Source organism: Paenibacillus terrisolis (genome assembly GCF_056171975.1).
In genome coordinates this window covers 1-16,995 of the sequence record NZ_JBKFGG010000048.1, presented here as the reverse complement: position 1 = coordinate 16,995, position 16,995 = coordinate 1, and the positions used below count along the sequence as shown (strand labels likewise).

The following is a 16,995-nucleotide window of genomic DNA, read 5'->3' as shown; positions in this document are numbered from 1 at the left end:
CCATCCCGTAAAGAATCGTATTGAAGCTATTCCCGCCATTTTCGGCGATTCCTCGATCTAACGGACTCGACAGTCGTTATTGATCTCCAATGACCGCAAATCAGCTCATTTTCCCCTGAATAACGGTTCTCAGGTCCGTTAGAATTCGAATCTTCCCCTTTTCGGGCAAATAACGTCTCTCGGGTTCGTTACAGATCATATTATCCGTCGAACTCATCTTTTCGAACAACCGCTTTTTTACTTGGCCAGAAGAAAGACGCCGACCAAAATGACGGCAACGCCGGCAATCTTGGTCAAGGTAATGGTTTCGTTGAAGAGAAAATAGGCCGGAATAAGCGCAATGACATAAGCAAAAGCCTGCATCGGATAAGCCACGCTCAGCGGCAGCCGGGTCAAGACGGCGAACCAGAGCAGGGTGGCTACGCCATATAGCGCGATTCCTCCCAGAACCGCCGGAGAGCCGGCTAACTTCGCCCAATGAAGTCCTCCGGATCTGGATAGTCCGATTTTGAACAGGATTTGACCTGTGACCAGCAGTAGAATATTTGCCAGCAGCATCAGATAGCTAATCGTTTTGTCCATGGAAAGCCTCCCGCTCTTTGAGGATTGCCACCTCTTGGGTCAGGCGCAGCACCTGCGCCGTCAGCCGGGTGATCACAATCGTCAGGTGCAGGATAAACGCGAAGCAGAACAATAAACCAAACAGAAACAAGATTGCGGGCGCATACAACACGCCGAGCTTCTCCGCCAACCATTCGACAAACGCCACATTCAAAGAAACGATGACCAGGGTAACGCTGAACAGAATCCAGAGCAATGAGTATTGCTCTCTCAGCTTTTGCCTGCGCACCAGCTCCAGAACGATCAGCAGGAACAGGATCGCGAGGGATACCGACAAAATATAAATCGCCATTTACTTGGACACCGCCGTTCTGGGATACCGAATGGCGCTCATCAGTACGGATAACGTGACCTTAAGCATGTAATAGACCGACTTCCAGGCCGTGATCGAGGATTTCCCGGTTTCGCGCTGGCGCATTTCGGTCGCCACCTCCGCAATCCTGCAGCCGTTGCGTTTCAAATAGACAATCGACTCCACCTCGGGATAATCGATCGGATAATAATCGGCGTACAGCTCGATAACCTTGCGCCCGGCGGCGCGGAAGCCGCTGGTCGTGTCGGTAAAGCGCTGGCCGGTTATCAATGAGACAAGTTCCGAGAAGAAAACGATCCCGATTCTCCTCAAATAAGTGGAACGGTATGAGGTGCTCTCCACATATCTGGAACCAATCACCAAGTCGCAGGTTTTCGCTTTCGCGATCAGCTTTGGAAGCTCCTCGGCCGGGTGCTGCCCGTCGGCATCCATTTGGATCGCGATATCGTAACCCATTTGCTTGGCGTAAATATATCCCGTTTGCATGCATCCGCCGATACCGACATTGTAAGGAAGCGTCAGCACATGGGCTCCTGCTTCCTTGGCGCAAATCCCCGTACGGTCGGCGGACCCGTCGTTAACCACGATGATATCGGCCTGCGGGGCTTTTTGCCGAATTTCCCCAATGACCGAAGCTATGCTCGCTTCCTCGTTATATGCGGGCACAATGATGAGCGTTTTCAATGCGCTGCGGCCCCCTTTCGTTGGACACGGCTAAAAGGGCAATGAATAAACCGCATGTACAAGCCATCAAGAATATAAGATCCAAAAAGAATCAGCATGACCACATTGGGATATCCGTACCGGTTAAAGGCCACGAATGGAATATAAATGAGCGTAAAATAACCCAGCGCGAGCAGCAGCGGGAGCATCCGCTTAAAGTTGTGTTTGGCCAGAGCCCATATAAGACCGGCCGTATTCACAACCATCAGCGCAATTTGCGCCACATTCATCATAGGACGGGTTATCGGCCAGATCGGACGCGAATAAAAGGGGTGACTGTACAACTCAACCAGCCGCCCTATGGTGTACCAATACAAATATTTGCCCGGCTCATGCGCAAAACCGTATTTTAGGATGTCGAGCCCCTTGCGGACGGCATATTGATCCGCTCCGTCAAAGAGCGTGTTTGGATCGTACTGCGGATAGGCCGCGAAAAAACCGGCGGGAGGCAACTGCCAGTTGATGCGCGTCCCCAGCAGGAACGGGCTGCCTGCCGAGTTCGTGAACAGGATAAACTCGTGAAAGGTGATCCAGTTGCGGATCCACCAAGGGGTGAGCAGCATTAGATAGGTCATTCCCATCACTGCGGTGTATTTCAGCATCAGCCGCCAAGACAGCTTGTTTTTCCACCAAAGGATAAGAAAAACGGCAGGATAGAGCGATGCATGTGGTTTGAAATAAGCGGTCGCTGCGGTCAAAACGCCGATCAGCACGTACATGGATGTCTTATTCCGCTCCACGGCGAGGATCGTACAGCAGATGAGCAGCAGAAGCAGCGTGCGGAATATCGATTCGGACAAAATTACCCCGGAGGAGAAATAATCCGGCGGATACAATGCGCTAACGGTGCAGGCGATTAAAGCCACCCGGGTATTAAACATCCGCCTGCCGATCCAGAATATCAAATAGATGGACAATGCCTGCAGAAGGCTTTGGAACACGCGAAAAGCGATGACTCCTCCCTGGTCCTGGCCAAAGACGGCCATGAAACCGGATAAAATCAGCGGAAGCCCCGGCATGATAAAGGCGGAAGGCTTGTCCCCGGAATTATACGCAAGCACGCCCTCGTTAAGAAGCAGTCTTGAGGTTTGGATATACTTGACGTCATCATTGTTGGGTCTTACCGGATCGCCCAGCAAAAAATAATCATGATAAACCAGAACAATAACACATGATAAAACGCCCACAAAGATCATTAAACCCCATAAGTACGTCTTAGCTTTCCGCCCGACTTCCGTTTCCCGCTGCGTTACTGGATACAAGGCGAATACCTCACTTTTCCGAAATAGTTGAAAATTTACATATCTCAACTACCAGTTTATATCCAAATGGGCGAGATATGCAAACTTTGGAAAATGAGGAAACGGCTTGCATGCTCAATTGGATTCCAATCTGCCGTTTAATGTGGCAGCCGGCATTTGCGGTGCCCTCCTGAACGCAAAAAGTGACCGGGCGGATGTATCCCGCGCCGGTCGCTTTTCGCGTTCTTTCGGAAGAAACTGAAACACTTGTCGATCGAACCGGAAATGACGTGGTTCATTTGCAGGTGGTACCTTCATTGCTAAAGGTAGCCCATAAAAATAGCGGAACGTTATGGTCTTATTTTTCGAATCCCAGCGGTTCCTCATCAATAGGGGGATTTATTGGCCTTATTTGTGGGCAACCGGTGCAAAAAACGGCCATTTCCCGGAGATTTGAGAAAATAGCGCCACCCATGTCCTCTATTTCGCACAAAACGAAGGATCGCCTCAATAGCGGCATTTTTGTCCTCTATTTATTCTTTTGAGTTTTTCTAATAAATCATCGTGAGAAATCACGACAATTAACAGGGCACTAAGCTTGGTTTCGGCGTTCTGCCGATCTTTCCGCCAAAGATTTTCCCGAATCGACATGTCCAGCGTTAATCGCTTCCCATAGATAAAGGGAAGCGATGGACCCGTAGGGCGACCACAGATGGGCGACCTGCTGCAAATATTTGCGGTCCGCCCGCTCTTCCATGCCGTAGAGCCACTTGGCCGCCCGCTGCAGTCCCGCGTCGCCGGCGGAAACCACATCCTCTCGGCCCAGCGCAAACATAAGGAACATTTCCGCCGACCAGCGGCCGATTCCTTTCACGGAGGTGAGGGTCTCGATGACAGACTCATCGCTCATCTCCTCCAGCCGTTCCAGATCAACTTCGCCGGACAGCACCTTCTCGCAAAGGTCGCGGATATAGCGGACCTTTGCGGCCGAGAGGCCGGCCGACCGCAGCGCCTCGTCGGTCTGAGCCGCCAGAGCGGCCGGGGACAATTCCCCGGCCAGCTCAAGCACGCGCGACCGGATGAAAGCGGCCGCTTTCACGGAAATCTGCTGGCTGATGATCGAGCGAATCAAGCCGGCGAAGTGTGGCCCCCGGGGCGAGGTAGCCAAATCGCCGATCAGGGCGATGAGCTCCCCCATTCGCGGGTCGGCCGCCGCGAGGGCAAGCAAGCGGCGATCTTGGCCGCTTACGCTCAGTTGAAAAGCCGAGAAATTGGACATGGCATCCATCTCCTTTTATATACCGTATTTAATCGAGCATTTCGAAATATCGTTCCATCAGGGCGTCGATTCGTCCCTGGCATGTCTCACGCCGCTGCTGCAGCTCGGCGAGCAAAGGCGCGTCAAATGCGGCATCGGGGTTCAGCATGTCGGCGTCAATGGCCGTTAGCTCCGCCTCGGCCGCGGCGATATCTTCTTCCAGCTTGCGTACGGTGGCCGGATTGGCCCTGCTCGCCGGGGAGCCGCCGACACGTTCCGCAGCCTCGGGTTGATACGATGCGCTTGCCCGCATAGTGACGGCGGGAAGAATGATGGGCGTTTCCGCCTCGCCTCGCGCCGTCTTTTTCTCGAGCTCCGCCCGGTAATCCTCATAATTGCCGATCGTCACCGTCAATCGCCCGTTCTCCAGCGCCCATACCTGTCTTGCGATTTTATTGATAAAATACCGGTCATGAGAAACCGCGATCAGCGAACCGGTATAATCCTCCAGCGCTTCCTCCAGCGCCTCCCGCGAATCGATGTCGAGATGGTTGGTCGGTTCGTCGAGCAGCAGCAAATTGGGTTTACGGTACATCAGGATAGCAAGCCGCAGCCGGGTCCACTCTCCGCCGGAGAGACTTGCGACCTTTTTGAACACGTCGGCGCCATAGAAGAGGAAACGGGCCAGTTGATTCCTTGCCTCTCCGGCTTCCATGCCGATTTCATCCTGAAAATATCGCAGCACGCTTTCCGCATGATCGGAAGGCGCCGATTCCTGGGCCAGATATCCGATGTCCACGCGGGAGCCCAAGGATATTTCCCCTTCGTCCGGTTTGGTTTGGCCCAGGATTCCTTTCAGCAGCGTGCTTTTTCCGGCTCCGTTGCCGCCGATCAGCACCGCCGTTTCCCCGTAGCGAAGCGTATGATTCAGTCCGCGGTATAGCTGCCTTCCGCCAATGGACTTTGCCGCTTTTCTGAATACGACGGCATCCTGTCCGGAACGATCGGACTGCTGCAGCAGGAGATCGATTCGCTTGCGTTCAAGAATGGGCTTCTTCAGCTTCACCATCCGGTCGAGCGCTTTCTGCATCGATGCGGCGCGCCGGTGAAAGCCCGGGTTTGGCGGATTGGAGCGATTGCCCCATTCGATCAGCTGCTTGATCGTTTCCTGCATTTTTTTGATTTTTTTCTGCTGCTCCTGATAATCGGCAAATTGTTGAAGGAGCCGCTGCTCTTTCTCCGTTTTATAGCTGCTGTAATTGCTTTGATAAGTAAAGGCTTCTCCGTCCTCAAGCTCGACGATTTTGGTGACGACCGCATCGAGAAAATAGCGGTCATGGGATATGATCACGACAGTTCCGGCAAAAGACCGCAAAAACGTCTCCAGCCACTGGATCGCGGCCATATCCAAATGGTTGGTGGGCTCATCGAGCAGCAAAAGCTCCGGCTGACGCAGCAAAATGACCGCGAGCCCGACCTTCGTTTTCTCCCCGCCCGAGAGGGAAGAGAAGGGACGCGGGAACTGGTCTGCCGAAATCCCCAGACCCCCGGCCACCCGGTCAATGGAGGCTTCGATCTCATAACCTCCGCCCCGCTCGAAGGCGTCCTGCAAACGGCCGTACTCCTGCAGCAGGGAAGGGAGCGCCGTTTGGCCGTGTTCTGCCAGCGCCGACATCCTTGACTCAAGGAGCCGCATTTCGGCCTGAACGTCAAGCTGCTCTTGAAAAGCGGTCAGCAGCACGTCACGCACCGTTTCGCCGCTGGCATAATCGGGAATTTGCGCCAGAGCGCCGATGCGCGTATTCCTGCGAATCGAGAGCTGTCCCTTATCGGGAGTGTCGCTTCCGGTCAACAGCCGCATCAAGGTCGTTTTTCCCGTGCCATTGCGACCGATGAGGCCTATGGTTTCGCCGGTTTTTACTTCAAAGGACACATCATTCAGCACCAGTTCGGCGCCGTAATATTTTTGAATGTTTTGACATTGGATCAACATGATATAGTTCTCCTTCGGCCCATGCCGCCTCGCCGAAAGCACCCTTTACGACAAAGAAGGCTGCAGGAAATCCTGCAGCCTTCTTAAGCACGTAAGTCCGTGAGGTTAAGGTAGGAGCGGCATTTCGCATTTGATTATGGATATCGAATTGGTGAAAACGGACAGACTCATCCCTTGGTTAGCTGTTCCGTAAAAAATACCAGACAATACCATTGGCAGCTGGTCAATTCGATTCCATGCACATTTGCGATCCACTTCTACCCACCTCCTTTGGTCTGAACAAAGCAAGGGATCATCCTGCCGTTCCTGATTAGCCAAATTATATGCTCTGCAAATGGAAAAATCAAGTTCGGGAAAAAGGGATATACTACCCCGGAAAGGAATAACCGGTCAATTTGAACAAAAAAGCAAAATCCCATAAATTATATTGGAATTGTTAGAAAAAAATCGTTGACGGTGCGTTCCATAGCGTGTAACATCATGATAAACCCAAGCAACTTCGTGGGAATTAGAAAAACAATAAAGATAGGGGATCAAACTATGAAAAAAATCAGTTTGTTGGTATTGACGCTTGTGCTTACGACTATGCTGGCCGCAGCGTGCGGCAGCACTATAAATAAAAATGCGTCCGGCAACGAGGGGGCAAGCCAAGGCAATCAGCCGGCCGAGCAGCCTGCTCAGCAAAATGCGCTGGAGGCCGTAAAAGCCAGCGGTAAACTGCGGGTAGGCACGGAAGGAACGTATGCGCCGTTCACGTTTCATGACAAAGCCGGGAAGCTGACGGGTTTTGACGTGGAAATCGCCGAAGAAGTAGCCAAACGCCTAGGGGTGGAAGCGGAGTTTATCGAGACGCCCTGGGACGGAATGTTTGCGGGACTTGATTCCAAACGTTTTGACACGGTATTTAATGAAGTGACCATTCGCGACGACCGGAAAGAGAAATACGATTTCTCCGATCCGTACATCGTATCCCGGGCGGTTCTGATCGTTAACAACGACAACAAAGATATCAAGAAATTTGCCGATCTGAAAGGCAAAAAGTCAGGACAATCCTTGACCAGCAATCTCACGGATATTGCCAAATCCAATGGCGCTGAAATCGTTGCAACCGAAGGATTCAACCAAGCGATCGACCTGCTGCTTTCCAAACGGATCGATGCTACCATCAACGATGGCTTGTCTTATCTGGACTTGAAGAAGCAAAGACCCGACGTTCCTCTGAAGGTGGTCGACGAAATGCCTGAAGCTTCGGAGAGCGCGGCTCTGTTCAACAAAGGCAATAAAGAATTGGTGGACGCGGTGAATAAAGCCCTTGCCGATATGAAGAGCGACGGCAAGTACCTGGAAATCTCCAAAAAATACTTCAATGCGGATGTATCGAAATAAGCCGGATAAATCCTTCCGCAAGCTTGGACGGATAACATCTTAAAAGGATGCTTGAACATGGACGACAGAAAATGGCAAATCTTTATTGACTCCTTCCTACCCCTGCTGAAAGCAGGGGTAGCTTTTACCGTTCCGCTGACGCTGATTTCATTCGCGCTTGGACTTATTCTGGCGATTCTCACGGCGCTTGCCCGGTTGTCGAGCGTTGGTTCACTCCGTCAAATCGCCAGATTTTATGTTTGGGTTATTCGCGGAACGCCGCTTCTGCTGCAATTATTCATTATTTTTTTCGGCTTGCCTTCGATCGGCATTTTGCTGGATCCTTTTCCGGCGGCCGTTATCGGCTTTACGCTTAGCGTCGGAGCTTACGGCTCGGAAATTGTCCGAGCGGCTATTCTTTCCATTCAGGAGGGCCAATGGGAAGCGGCTTATTCGCTGGGCATGACCCGGATTCAAGCCTTGCGGCGAATCATCCTGCCCCAAGCTGCAAGGGTATCGGTGCCGCCGCTCGCGAACTCGTTCATCAGCCTCGTAAAGGATACGTCCCTTGCGGCTACGGTCACCTATACGGAAATGTTTAGAACCGCCCAGCAAATTACGGCGACGACCTACGAACCGCTCCTGATTTATTCCGAGGCGGGTATCTTCTATTTGCTGTTCAGCACCGTTTTGTCGGCGCTGCAAAATCGTTTGGAGAAACGGCTCAGCCGATTCTCCGCCAGATAAGGAGGGAGCCGGATGATCCAAATCCGAGAACTGCATAAAACGTTCGGTGACCTGGAGGTCCTTAAAGGGATTGACCTGCAGATCGACAAAGGTAAGGTGCTTGTCATCATCGGCCCTTCGGGCTCCGGGAAATCGACTCTGCTGCGGTGCCTGAATTTGCTGGAGACGCCGGACCGGGGCGAAATTACCATCGGTGACGTGACATTGTCTTTTGAAGGCGGAGAAAAGCACAAACAAAACCGGGTGCTGGAGCTGCGCAAAAAAACGGGCATGGTGTTTCAATCCTACAATTTGTTCCCCCATATGACCGCGTTGGAGAACGTGATGGAAGCGCCGGTTCAGGTACAGCGGAAGAAAAAGGAGGAAGCGCGCCGCCAGGCCGAGGAACTGCTGCAGAAGGTTGGCCTCGTCGAGCGGAAGGACGCGTACCCTCATCAGCTTTCGGGCGGGCAGCAGCAGCGGGTCGGGATTGCCCGCGCGATGGCAGTGAACCCGGAGGTTCTCCTGTTCGACGAGCCTACGTCTGCGCTTGATCCGGAGCTTGTCGGGGAAGTGCTGAAGGTCATGAAGGAGCTGGCGAAAGAAGGGCGGACGATGGTTGTCGTTACCCATGAGATGAAGTTCGCCGCCGATGTGGCCGACCGGGTGGTGCTGATGGACGGCGGCACGATCATCGAATCGGGGCCGCCGCAGGAAGTTTTGGAAAATCCGAAAAGCGAGCGGGCCCGGGCGTTTTTGAAACGAATCACCGAGCGGGACGCCGAATAAGGGACTGGTGGGTCGGTTGGTTTCATTCTGCCGGCCCTTTTCGTATAATCGGGATAGACTTTCGGTCAATCCATACACAAGCAAGGGGATTTTATTGAACAGAAAAAGCGCGGAACGGATTCTTAAGGAACTGCTGGACCGTTCGGGGAGCAAGGTCTCCGTCTCTATTCGGTCACGGTTTCCGGGCGGCCGCAATGTCGGCGGCAAATACAGCACCGAGGACCATTCGGTGACGATGTATCTGGACGAAATCGGAAAGCAGTGCCGAAGGCTGTTTGGATCGATGGAAGGCTGCGATCAGCTGCTTCGCATCGTGTTTGCCCATGAGTTGGGCCATGCCGAGGATCCTCTTTTACCGGAATTATGCGAGCGGCTTGATGAATGCCAAAGCGAATTGGAACGGCGGCGCACCGCGCTCATGATTGAGGAAAACGCCTGGAGCTATGCCAGAGAGTTGGTTGCGGACGTAAATCCGGGCATGCTGGAAAGCGTGATGGAGTATTCGCTTCAAGCCTTGCGCGAGGCGGCTTTCCCGGAAGGATGAAAGAAGAAGCTCTCAGTGCGAAAAAGGGGTTGAACCTCGGAAGAGAAAGTCCGGGCGTCAACCCCTTTTTGAGTGAATCAAACCGTTTTTTAACCCGGATATTTCCGGAGGTCGTGCGGATCTTGATGATGTCCTTCGTTATTAATGGCGATTCCGGTGCCGAAACATTCCCGGAAGCCGCTTTGAGATCATAGAATCCTTTAAATTCCGGATCCGCCGAGATGGAGACATTGCCGGAGTGATCGGTAATATCCAACGAATCGGAACGTTGGTCCGTCAGTGTAATATTCCCCGACATGAGTTCAAAATGGCCGTTTCCGGTGAGACCGGTGAATTTAATATTGCCGGATGTCGCGGATATCTCGGCGTCGCCCGTCACATTTTGCCCGGAGACATTGCCGGAGGTGGACTTCACGGTCAGCGAACCTTTCAAGTCAAGAATCTTGATGTTCCCCGAGGTATTCTTCAGGCTCGTTTCTCCTTCGATTTGCGAGGCTGAAATATTTCCGGACACGGTTTTAATTTGCAGCTGCTCCGAAGTGATCGAACTGGCATTAAGCCCCCCGGAAGTTGTTGAGATATCGATGGATTTAGCCCGCAGCCCGTCAAAACGGCCGTCTCCGGAAGTAGAATGGTAAGTGATTTGGTCAAGCAATTTATGATCGCTTAAAGCAACGGTAACGTGAAGGGTTGTATCCTGAAAATTGATGCTAAGAAAACTCCATCTGAGTTTCGCTTTTAACTCCAGCTGCAGGGCCTGGCCGGACATGGCCGTATTCTTCAGCTTATCGATAATCTCCTGCTCCATGTTTCCGCTGACTTCCACGTAATTCGTACCGTCCGGACTGTCGATAAATTGCATATTTACATCCCGGTCGCTTTCGATAGACAGCGACTTCAGCCCGCCCGGATCAAAAGTCCATTTCTGGGTAGAGGACGGAAGATCGTCCCCGAATTCAAAATGCTGGTAAGCCATCCCGGCAAATCCGATCACGATCAGCAGGATCGCCAGAAAAGACCATCTTTTCGCATTCATCGATTAAGCCCCTTTCGCAATCCGGGCATTCCATGCCCAGTATGAAATGCTGATTTTAACCATGCCTTTCAGGAAGTAACGCGCCCCGATTGCGGTAAGAATACCTGCGCCGACAGCCGCCACAACCGCATAAGCTTTGGCGGGATAAAACCCGCCGTTAAACCAGTAATCAAGCCCAAATGCAATCGGGGTCATGAAAGCCGAAAAGGCCGCCGCTGCCAGGCTGATTCCGACCGCCCAAAAGGAAATCAATAAGGGAACCATTACAATATTCAAAAAGAAAAGTCCGATGAAAACCATGGTTCCGGTAAAAGCGCCGCGGCGGCTTTGGGCGGGAACCTGGGCTGCCGAGATTGCCGGTATTTCGGGAGCGGGAGCGTTCGGGTTGGTCCAGTACACATGATCCTTGGGAATGAAACGCGCTCCGATCGCTTCTTTAGCCAGTTCCTCCGGTTCTCCGAGTTCGAGCACGATCTCCTCTTCCGTTTTTCCGCTCTGCAGGCCAAAGGCGAAATGCGCTTCATAGTCCTCCAGCAGTTCCTGAAGCTCCTCCGGCGGCAGAACCGACAGACGAGCGTGAAGCTGCGTCATAAATTCGCTCTTATTCATATATGGCTTCCTTTCTCGATTAAGGTCGAAACACTGTGAACGAACCTTTTCCACTCGATAACCAGCTGCTTCATATAAGTTTCTCCAGCGGGCGTCAGCTTGTAATATTTGCGCGGCGGTCCTCCTGTGGATTCTTGCAGGTAGGTTGTGCAGTAGCCCTCAACAACCAGCCTTCTCAGCAAGGGATAAAGCGCCCCTTCGGCAACCTCGATGTGCTCGGAGACGGACTGAGCCAGTTCGTAGCCGTATCGGTCGCGCTCATGGATAAGCACCAGTACGCAAAGCTCCAAGGCGCCTTTTTTGAATTGGATGCTGATATCCAAATAACATCGCCTCATTTTCGCGTGAATTATTGATTTGTTAGTACTGAATATTAATTAGTATTCTTGAATTGAATCATATCATACACTACTGATCATTACAAGGTAGTGAATGAAAAAAGGCACCCGCTTCATCTACAGCTCCAGCATCAAAAGAAAGGAGTTGCCGACATTCGGATGCCTTGATTCTTTAACTGTTCTTCTCGCTGGACTGTCGGGTCAGCGGGGAGAGGTCGTCTAAGGCCGGTCCCTCAATCACATGGCCCTTATAATCAAACCGCGATCCATGGCAAGGGCAGTCCCAGGAACGTTCCGCTTCATTCCATCCGAGCTCGCAGCCCAAATGGGTGCAAGTCGTATCTACAATGTACAGTTGACCCTCGTTATCCCGGTAAGCACCGGCTCTTTTGCCGAAGTGCCGGATGACGGCTCCTTGGCCGGGGATTAGATCCTCGGCTCTGAGGTGCTGCTTTTCGATTTTGCCCGTGATCCATTCTTGCGCTACATCCGCATTCTGCGTGACGAAATGTCTAACCGAAGGGTCGGGCTTGAAACGAGAAGGGGTGAACAGAGAAGCGTAGCGGTTGTCCCGTTTCATGATCAGATCGCAAATGAGCCGGGCGGCCAAAGTGCCGGTGGTCATGCCCCACTTGCGGAACCCCGTAGCCACGTAAATGTTGGGATGCCGGGAAGTGATCTGTCCGATGTAGGGAACCTCGTCAAGTGTGACCAGATCCTGCGTGGACCAACGATAGGGGATGGACTTAGCCCCGAAGGTCTTCCGGCCGAATTTCTCCAATTCCTCGTAACGCTCATGGGTACAGTCATTTTTGCCGGTTTTATGCGATTCACCGCCAACCAAGATGACTTCCTTTCCGTCTAGTTCTGCAGCCCGAAGCGATCGTTTGGGTTCTCCGCAGTTAATGTACATGCCTCCCGGAAAAGACTTTTCCGGTTCCATAGCGACCACGTACGAGCGCTCGGCGTGGAGCCGGGTAAAGTATAAGGCTCCTCCGTCAAAAAACGGAAAATGCGACGCCGAAACCGCTTGGCTGCATGTAATAGTATAGCCATCCTCGGTTTTCAGGCGAAGCTGGCCTTCCTCGCCATTCTCAGCGGCATCCTCCAGTGTGGTGTGCTCATAAAAACTTCCGCCTTGCTCTTTAACGTAATCGACCAGCGAGCGCAAATAGTGGAGGGGGTGAAACTGGGCCTGGTTCCGCATCACGATGGCACCCTTAACCTCGAGCGGCAGGGGGAGGGTTTCGGCCCATTCTCCCGGCAGGCTCAGCTTCTCGTAAGCTTCCCACTCGGATTTCAGCTGCTTAAGCTGGTCGTCCGAATCCGCGTACAGGTAAGCATCCTCCCTTTGGAACTGGCAATCGATACCGCGCTGCTGGACTGTGTCCGAAATGAAGCGCAGCGCCTCCTCATTGGCTTCAAAATACTGCTTGGCTCCCTCGGCGCCGAAATGGGCGATCAGCTTCTCGTAAATCATGCCGTGTTGGGCGGTGATTTTGGCGGTGGTATACCCGGTGGTTCCGTCCAGGATCACACTGGCGTCGCAAACAGCGACCTTTAATCCGGCCTGGGTAAGCAAATAAGCAGCGGTTATGCCGGTAATGCCGGCCCCGATGACGGCGACATCGGTACGGATATTTTCCTTAAGCCGGGGGAATTCGGGAATATGGGTCGTTTCCCGCCACATTGACTTCGGGAATTGCGGCAGATGAGCCGCCGGCGTTGAATGGGTGGACATAGCAAATCCTCCTTCAATTTTTGCGTCGTTCTCATTATTGCCACTGGAAAACCATTACATCCGAAGCGAGGGGACTTCTTAGAAGATATCGATGTACATCGCATGAAAAAGGGATGAAATGCAGATGCTGGAGCTATTCTTTCTTTGCTTTGAACTGGAACTGACGAAGTCGGCCTTCAGCGGATGATGGATCGCATTACTTGACTGGACCATAAGGGAAAAGAGTACATGCCGCTTGGCTTCAAGGGCGTTCGGATGAATTGACGAAACATAAAATAAGACTTATACTAATTCTAAAACCAACAAACAAGGATTGATTATATATGAAAGCCTTAAATTTGACGACGCAGCGTAAAGCGGTCTACGATGTAGTCAGAAGCGCAAATGATCATCCCACGGCGGCGGAGGTTATGAACCGTCTCGTGGAGCAGGGATTTAATTTTGCATATGGAACGGTTTATAATTCGCTTCGTTACCTTACGGAAAAGGAATTGATCCGGGAATTGAAGCTGGGCGAGGCCGCAAGCCGATATGACGCCAAACTGGACGACCATCAGCATATTTTGTGCGAAATTTGCGGCCGAGTCGATGAGGTGATGTCAGGCCTGCCGGAGGAATGGGGCAAGACCGTGGCTAAAGAAACGGGGTATGATGTGCATCATGCCCATGTTGTATTCGGGGGGGTATGTCCGTCATGTCAGCAGAAGAAATAACGGCTCAGGGATCTTCGGGAACGGTGACGCCGTTCCGGAGCCCTACGGAGACGGGATTCTCCGTGCAAGAACCGCTTGTGGAAGGAAGGGACGTCTGTCCGGTAACTCAACGCGTGATTCTGGTGAGCCCGTTCCCCAGCAATGTTCATGAACTGGTACGCGATTTATCGGATGGCTGTTTTGACGTGCTGGTTTTCCATCATTGGGAGCAGGGTATCCGAAACGCACTCGCGGCGGATTTGCTGATTTACGATCTCACCTATTGCCGTGAAGAAGAAGAGGCGTCCGTCATCCGGTCGCTGGTTCAGCAGGAAACCGGAGGCATTCCTTCTCTGCTGCTGGTTAAGGAATCGATGCTGACCCGTATGGGGCAGGGGTTTATGGATCAGGAAATGCTGGTATGGCCCGCCCGTCCCAAGGAGATCGTTTACCATGTTCAACGAATCATTCGGAGCGGCGCTTCCCGGCAGATCGCATCCCGTTTGTTGACCGGAACTTCGCCGGCGATTTTCAAGGACCTGTGGATCGACCGCAAAAAAATGGCCGTCTACCGGGCCGGAGTGAAGATTGAGCTGACCAAGACGGAATACGAGCTGCTGATCAAGCTGATGGAACAGGAAGGAGCCGTGTTGTCGCGGGAAGATCTATTGGCTGAAGTATGGGGCACTTCTTTTCTTGGCGGAAGCAACGTCGTGGACGTTCATATTAAAAGTCTGCGCAAGAAACTTGGCGACCGTGCCGCCAATTCCACGTATATCTCTACTGTTCGGGGTGTCGGATATCGGCTTGCCGATTGACCATCTCTTGAAATATGTCAAAATGTCATGACCGTTTCTCCATATAAAGGAGGAACGGTCATTTTCACGTTTACGGGTTTGAGGTATAATATTTTAAGCTTCAATTGTATGCTTGAGATAAAATTTCATAAAAACTTCGCGGGCGCGGAAAGGAAATGTACATATGAAAAAAAGAATTAGAGCAATGCTGGTTACTGCCATTGTATTCGCCGCCTTGGTACCGAACGTTTTGGATGGGTTAATCCGCGGAGAAATAAACGGCGACTCGTTCCTCATCCTGGGTGTTTCTCTGGCAATCGCGCTTCTCGCCTCTTGGTATTTAATTCGCCTTGTCGCTGTTCCTTTGGACCGATTAAGTGAAGCGGCGAAGAAAATTAGCGAGGGGGATCTTACAAAGCGGGTTGACTATTTGGACCGCAAGGACGAGATTGGCGCTTTGGCCAATCAATATCAGCGGATGGTCGATTATCTCCACGATATGATCACAAGTGTTCGGGATACGACCAAGCAAGTTTCCGCTTCCGCGGAGGGACTGTCCGCCGGATCGGAACAAACGACCAAAGCGATCGAGCATGTGACCGTGGCCATTCAGGAAATGGCGATCGGCAGCGAAAATCAGTTGCAGCGGGTGGAATCCGGAGCCGACGGAGTTGAAGAAATGTCCCGTCAGGTGGTGACAATCACGGATCATATCCGCACGGTGACGGGAACGATGGAGCAGACGAACCGTGTTGCCGAAGATGGAAATACGTCGGTGCTCAGCGTAGTGGAAAAAATCGAGCACATTCAGGAAACGGTCGGCGAGCTCGGCAGCGTGATTGAACGCCTTAATGAGCATACCGAAAACATCGGCGGCATTATCGAGGTCATTACCGGCATAGCCCAACAGACCAATTTGCTGGCGCTGAACGCTTCGATCGAAGCGGCCAGAGCGGGCGATGAGGGCCGGGGCTTTGCGGTCGTGGCCGCCGAAGTCCGCAAGCTGGCGGAAGGATCGGAGCAGTCCGCCCAGCAAATTGCCGGTTTGATTACGGGAATTCAAGGCGAGGTTCAGCGGGCGATTTTATCGATGGATAAAGCCAAGCAGGGCGTAGAAGAAGGAATCATCGCAGTCGATTCTTCCGGACGCTCTTTCTCGCGCATACGCAAAGCGGTTCGCGGCGCGGCTGAGAAGATGGAGAGCGTATCGGAAGCGGCTAAGGAACTGGCTGCGGGAGCCGGACAAGTGACGGAGTCGATCACGGATATCCGCCGCATTTCGGAGGAAACGGCGGGAAACACGCAGACCATTTCGGCGGCGGCCGAGCAGCAGCTCGCTTCGATCGAGGAAATTGCTTCCTCCAGCGCGGATTTATCCCGGATGGCGGAGCAGCTCAAGGAATTGGTGGACAAATTCAAGGTTCATCGGCTATAAGGTTTGGAAATGAAAGACCCGGCGCCGCCGGGTCTTTTTCGTTATGGCTTCAGTCAGTTGAGTACGCGAAGCGCGCGAAACAGAAAACCACGCGCTATGCGGTTTGTGCAGTGGAGGCATATAGCAAAAGAACCAACGGATTCTGTGTCAATAACTATATAGAAACGCGGCGCGACTGAGGAAATGACCCTGCTATTAGCAGTAGTTGCATGGAGTACAGGCGTGTTGATTAACCAATATTAGGGCGAGATTCCGCTCAACAGGCAATTCCTGCACCTTAACAAGCGGTCAAATTGGGCAAACAACAACGGAACGTGAACCCCTGAGTTCCCCCAGTTCAAACCAAAACTTAAGCAACATCTACGAGCAAGGCAAGGCCGTATACAACTGGCGTACACCGCATTAGGCTTTGTCCCAAGCAGTTTAGTGACATTCTGATGCTGTTTGATCCCGCATAAAAGCACTTCATTTTGCTATCGGGTCTTGTAAATAATCTCCGGGCTTTGAATCCGTTCACCGTGTCTCGATCGTGTCGCTGGAAGACTTGAAGGGCTGGGCGGGCTGGAAAGGCTGGAAAGGCTGGAAAGGCTGGAAAGGCTGGAAAGGCTGGAGAGCTGGAAGTTACAAAAAAACTGCAAAAATACATCTTTTTCTTCTCACAACGCCGATATGACTACAATTCCTGCAAAAGCCTCTAGGCCCCCTAATTAAACTGGAGTCCTCCCCAACAAGGAATTACAATGAAAATAAGGGAGAGGATCCAGTCATGGGAAA

At 52.3% G+C, this 16,995-nt stretch carries 16 protein-coding genes and 1 pseudogene; 7 read left to right on the top strand and 10 right to left on the bottom strand.

The features are described 5' to 3' along the window. Positions 1 to 237: 237 nt before the first annotated feature. From ACI48K_RS24255 to abc-f, 6 genes are all read right to left on the bottom strand, one after another. Entirely contained in the window at positions 238 to 582 is a 345-nt protein-coding gene (locus tag ACI48K_RS24255; RefSeq protein ID WP_475030217.1) for an EamA family transporter, read from the bottom strand. After that, complete coding sequence (locus tag ACI48K_RS24250) at positions 566 to 913, bottom strand: DUF2304 domain-containing protein (protein WP_475030216.1); 348 nt, start codon at positions 911 to 913, stop codon at positions 566 to 568. Before ACI48K_RS24250 ends, ACI48K_RS24255 begins: the two co-directional genes overlap by 17 nt. Continuing rightward, a complete protein-coding gene (locus tag ACI48K_RS24245; protein ID WP_475030215.1) occupies positions 914 to 1,618 on the bottom strand; it encodes a glycosyltransferase family 2 protein in 705 nt (234 codons plus the stop codon). After that, complete coding sequence (locus ACI48K_RS24240) at positions 1,615 to 2,919, bottom strand: ArnT family glycosyltransferase (RefSeq protein ID WP_475030214.1); 1,305 nt, start codon at positions 2,917 to 2,919, stop codon at positions 1,615 to 1,617. The genes ACI48K_RS24245 and ACI48K_RS24240 overlap by 4 nt, the downstream gene beginning before the upstream one ends. Positions 2,920 to 3,490: 571 nt before the next feature. Continuing rightward, positions 3,491 to 4,177: a DNA-3-methyladenine glycosylase family protein gene (locus tag ACI48K_RS24235; protein ID WP_475030213.1), complete on the bottom strand. Its 687-nt coding sequence runs from the start codon at positions 4,175 to 4,177 to the stop codon at positions 3,491 to 3,493. Between the two features lie 28 nt (positions 4,178 to 4,205). Further along, positions 4,206 to 6,149, bottom strand: coding sequence for a ribosomal protection-like ABC-F family protein (gene abc-f / locus ACI48K_RS24230; protein ID WP_475030212.1), 1,944 nt, complete (start codon positions 6,147 to 6,149; stop codon positions 4,206 to 4,208). 540 nt (positions 6,150 to 6,689) lie between these two features. On the opposite strand from abc-f, the gene ACI48K_RS24225 reads away from it, so the two are divergent. The 4 genes from ACI48K_RS24225 (at position 6,690) to ACI48K_RS24210 (ending at position 9,573) form a co-directional block, all read left to right on the top strand. Continuing rightward, on the top strand, positions 6,690 to 7,535 hold the full coding sequence (locus tag ACI48K_RS24225; protein WP_475030211.1) for an amino acid ABC transporter substrate-binding protein: 846 nt from the start codon (positions 6,690 to 6,692) through the stop codon (positions 7,533 to 7,535). Between the two features lie 57 nt (positions 7,536 to 7,592). Beyond that, positions 7,593 to 8,261: an amino acid ABC transporter permease gene (locus tag ACI48K_RS24220; RefSeq protein WP_475030210.1), complete on the top strand. Its 669-nt coding sequence runs from the start codon at positions 7,593 to 7,595 to the stop codon at positions 8,259 to 8,261. A gap of 12 nt (positions 8,262 to 8,273) precedes the next feature. Further along, a complete protein-coding gene (locus tag ACI48K_RS24215; RefSeq protein ID WP_475030209.1) occupies positions 8,274 to 9,029 on the top strand; it encodes an amino acid ABC transporter ATP-binding protein in 756 nt (251 codons plus the stop codon). Positions 9,030 to 9,123: 94 nt separating this feature from the next. Continuing rightward, complete coding sequence (locus ACI48K_RS24210; protein ID WP_475030208.1) at positions 9,124 to 9,573, top strand: hypothetical protein; 450 nt, start codon at positions 9,124 to 9,126, stop codon at positions 9,571 to 9,573. Positions 9,574 to 9,727: 154 nt separating this feature from the next. On the opposite strand, the pseudogene ACI48K_RS24205 reads toward ACI48K_RS24210, so the two are convergent. The 4 genes and pseudogenes from ACI48K_RS24205 to ACI48K_RS24190 all read right to left on the bottom strand — a co-directional run. Continuing rightward, positions 9,728 to 10,549: pseudogene (locus ACI48K_RS24205) on the bottom strand (DUF4097 family beta strand repeat-containing protein); the annotation flags it as partial. A 63-nt stretch (positions 10,550 to 10,612) separates the two neighbouring features. Next, a complete protein-coding gene (locus ACI48K_RS24200) occupies positions 10,613 to 11,218 on the bottom strand; it encodes a DUF1700 domain-containing protein (protein ID WP_475030207.1) in 606 nt (201 codons plus the stop codon). Beyond that, complete coding sequence (locus ACI48K_RS24195; protein ID WP_475030206.1) at positions 11,215 to 11,541, bottom strand: PadR family transcriptional regulator; 327 nt, start codon at positions 11,539 to 11,541, stop codon at positions 11,215 to 11,217. The genes ACI48K_RS24200 and ACI48K_RS24195 overlap by 4 nt, the downstream gene beginning before the upstream one ends. A 187-nt stretch (positions 11,542 to 11,728) precedes the next feature. Continuing rightward, positions 11,729 to 13,297: an FAD-dependent oxidoreductase gene (locus ACI48K_RS24190; protein ID WP_475030205.1), complete on the bottom strand. Its 1,569-nt coding sequence runs from the start codon at positions 13,295 to 13,297 to the stop codon at positions 11,729 to 11,731. Between the two features lie 323 nt (positions 13,298 to 13,620). Here ACI48K_RS24190 and ACI48K_RS24185 point away from each other — a divergent pair, with 323 nt between their 5' ends. The 3 genes from ACI48K_RS24185 to ACI48K_RS24175 all read left to right on the top strand — a co-directional run bounded on the left by ACI48K_RS24185 (position 13,621) and on the right by ACI48K_RS24175 (position 16,221). Then, complete coding sequence (locus ACI48K_RS24185; protein ID WP_475030204.1) at positions 13,621 to 14,010, top strand: Fur family transcriptional regulator; 390 nt, start codon at positions 13,621 to 13,623, stop codon at positions 14,008 to 14,010. Beyond that, complete coding sequence (locus ACI48K_RS24180) at positions 13,992 to 14,807, top strand: winged helix-turn-helix domain-containing protein (protein ID WP_475030203.1); 816 nt, start codon at positions 13,992 to 13,994, stop codon at positions 14,805 to 14,807. Before ACI48K_RS24185 ends, ACI48K_RS24180 begins: the two co-directional genes overlap by 19 nt. Before the next feature lie 163 nt (positions 14,808 to 14,970). Further along, on the top strand, positions 14,971 to 16,221 hold the full coding sequence (locus ACI48K_RS24175) for a methyl-accepting chemotaxis protein (RefSeq protein ID WP_475030202.1): 1,251 nt from the start codon (positions 14,971 to 14,973) through the stop codon (positions 16,219 to 16,221). Positions 16,222 to 16,995 lie beyond the last annotated feature (774 nt).

Excerpts from the sequence above, each read along its gene's own strand:
- ACI48K_RS24255 (WP_475030217.1), bottom strand. The coding sequence starts at position 582 with ATGGACAAAACGATTAGCTATCTGATGCTGCTGGCAAATATTCTACTG.
- ACI48K_RS24250 (WP_475030216.1), bottom strand. The coding sequence starts at position 913 with ATGGCGATTTATATTTTGTCGGTATCCCTCGCGATCCTGTTCCTGCTG.
- ACI48K_RS24235 (WP_475030213.1), bottom strand. The coding sequence starts at position 4,177 with ATGTCCAATTTCTCGGCTTTTCAACTGAGCGTAAGCGGCCAAGATCGC.
- abc-f (WP_475030212.1), bottom strand. The coding sequence starts at position 6,149 with ATGTTGATCCAATGTCAAAACATTCAAAAATATTACGGCGCCGAACTG.
- ACI48K_RS24225 (WP_475030211.1), top strand. The coding sequence starts at position 6,690 with ATGAAAAAAATCAGTTTGTTGGTATTGACGCTTGTGCTTACGACTATG.
- ACI48K_RS24220 (WP_475030210.1), top strand. The coding sequence starts at position 7,593 with ATGGACGACAGAAAATGGCAAATCTTTATTGACTCCTTCCTACCCCTG.
- ACI48K_RS24215 (WP_475030209.1), top strand. The coding sequence starts at position 8,274 with ATGATCCAAATCCGAGAACTGCATAAAACGTTCGGTGACCTGGAGGTC.
- ACI48K_RS24200 (WP_475030207.1), bottom strand. The coding sequence starts at position 11,218 with ATGAATAAGAGCGAATTTATGACGCAGCTTCACGCTCGTCTGTCGGTT.
- ACI48K_RS24190 (WP_475030205.1), bottom strand. The coding sequence starts at position 13,297 with ATGTCCACCCATTCAACGCCGGCGGCTCATCTGCCGCAATTCCCGAAG.
- ACI48K_RS24185 (WP_475030204.1), top strand. The coding sequence starts at position 13,621 with ATGAAAGCCTTAAATTTGACGACGCAGCGTAAAGCGGTCTACGATGTA.
- ACI48K_RS24180 (WP_475030203.1), top strand. The coding sequence starts at position 13,992 with ATGTCAGCAGAAGAAATAACGGCTCAGGGATCTTCGGGAACGGTGACG.
- ACI48K_RS24175 (WP_475030202.1), top strand. The coding sequence starts at position 14,971 with ATGAAAAAAAGAATTAGAGCAATGCTGGTTACTGCCATTGTATTCGCC.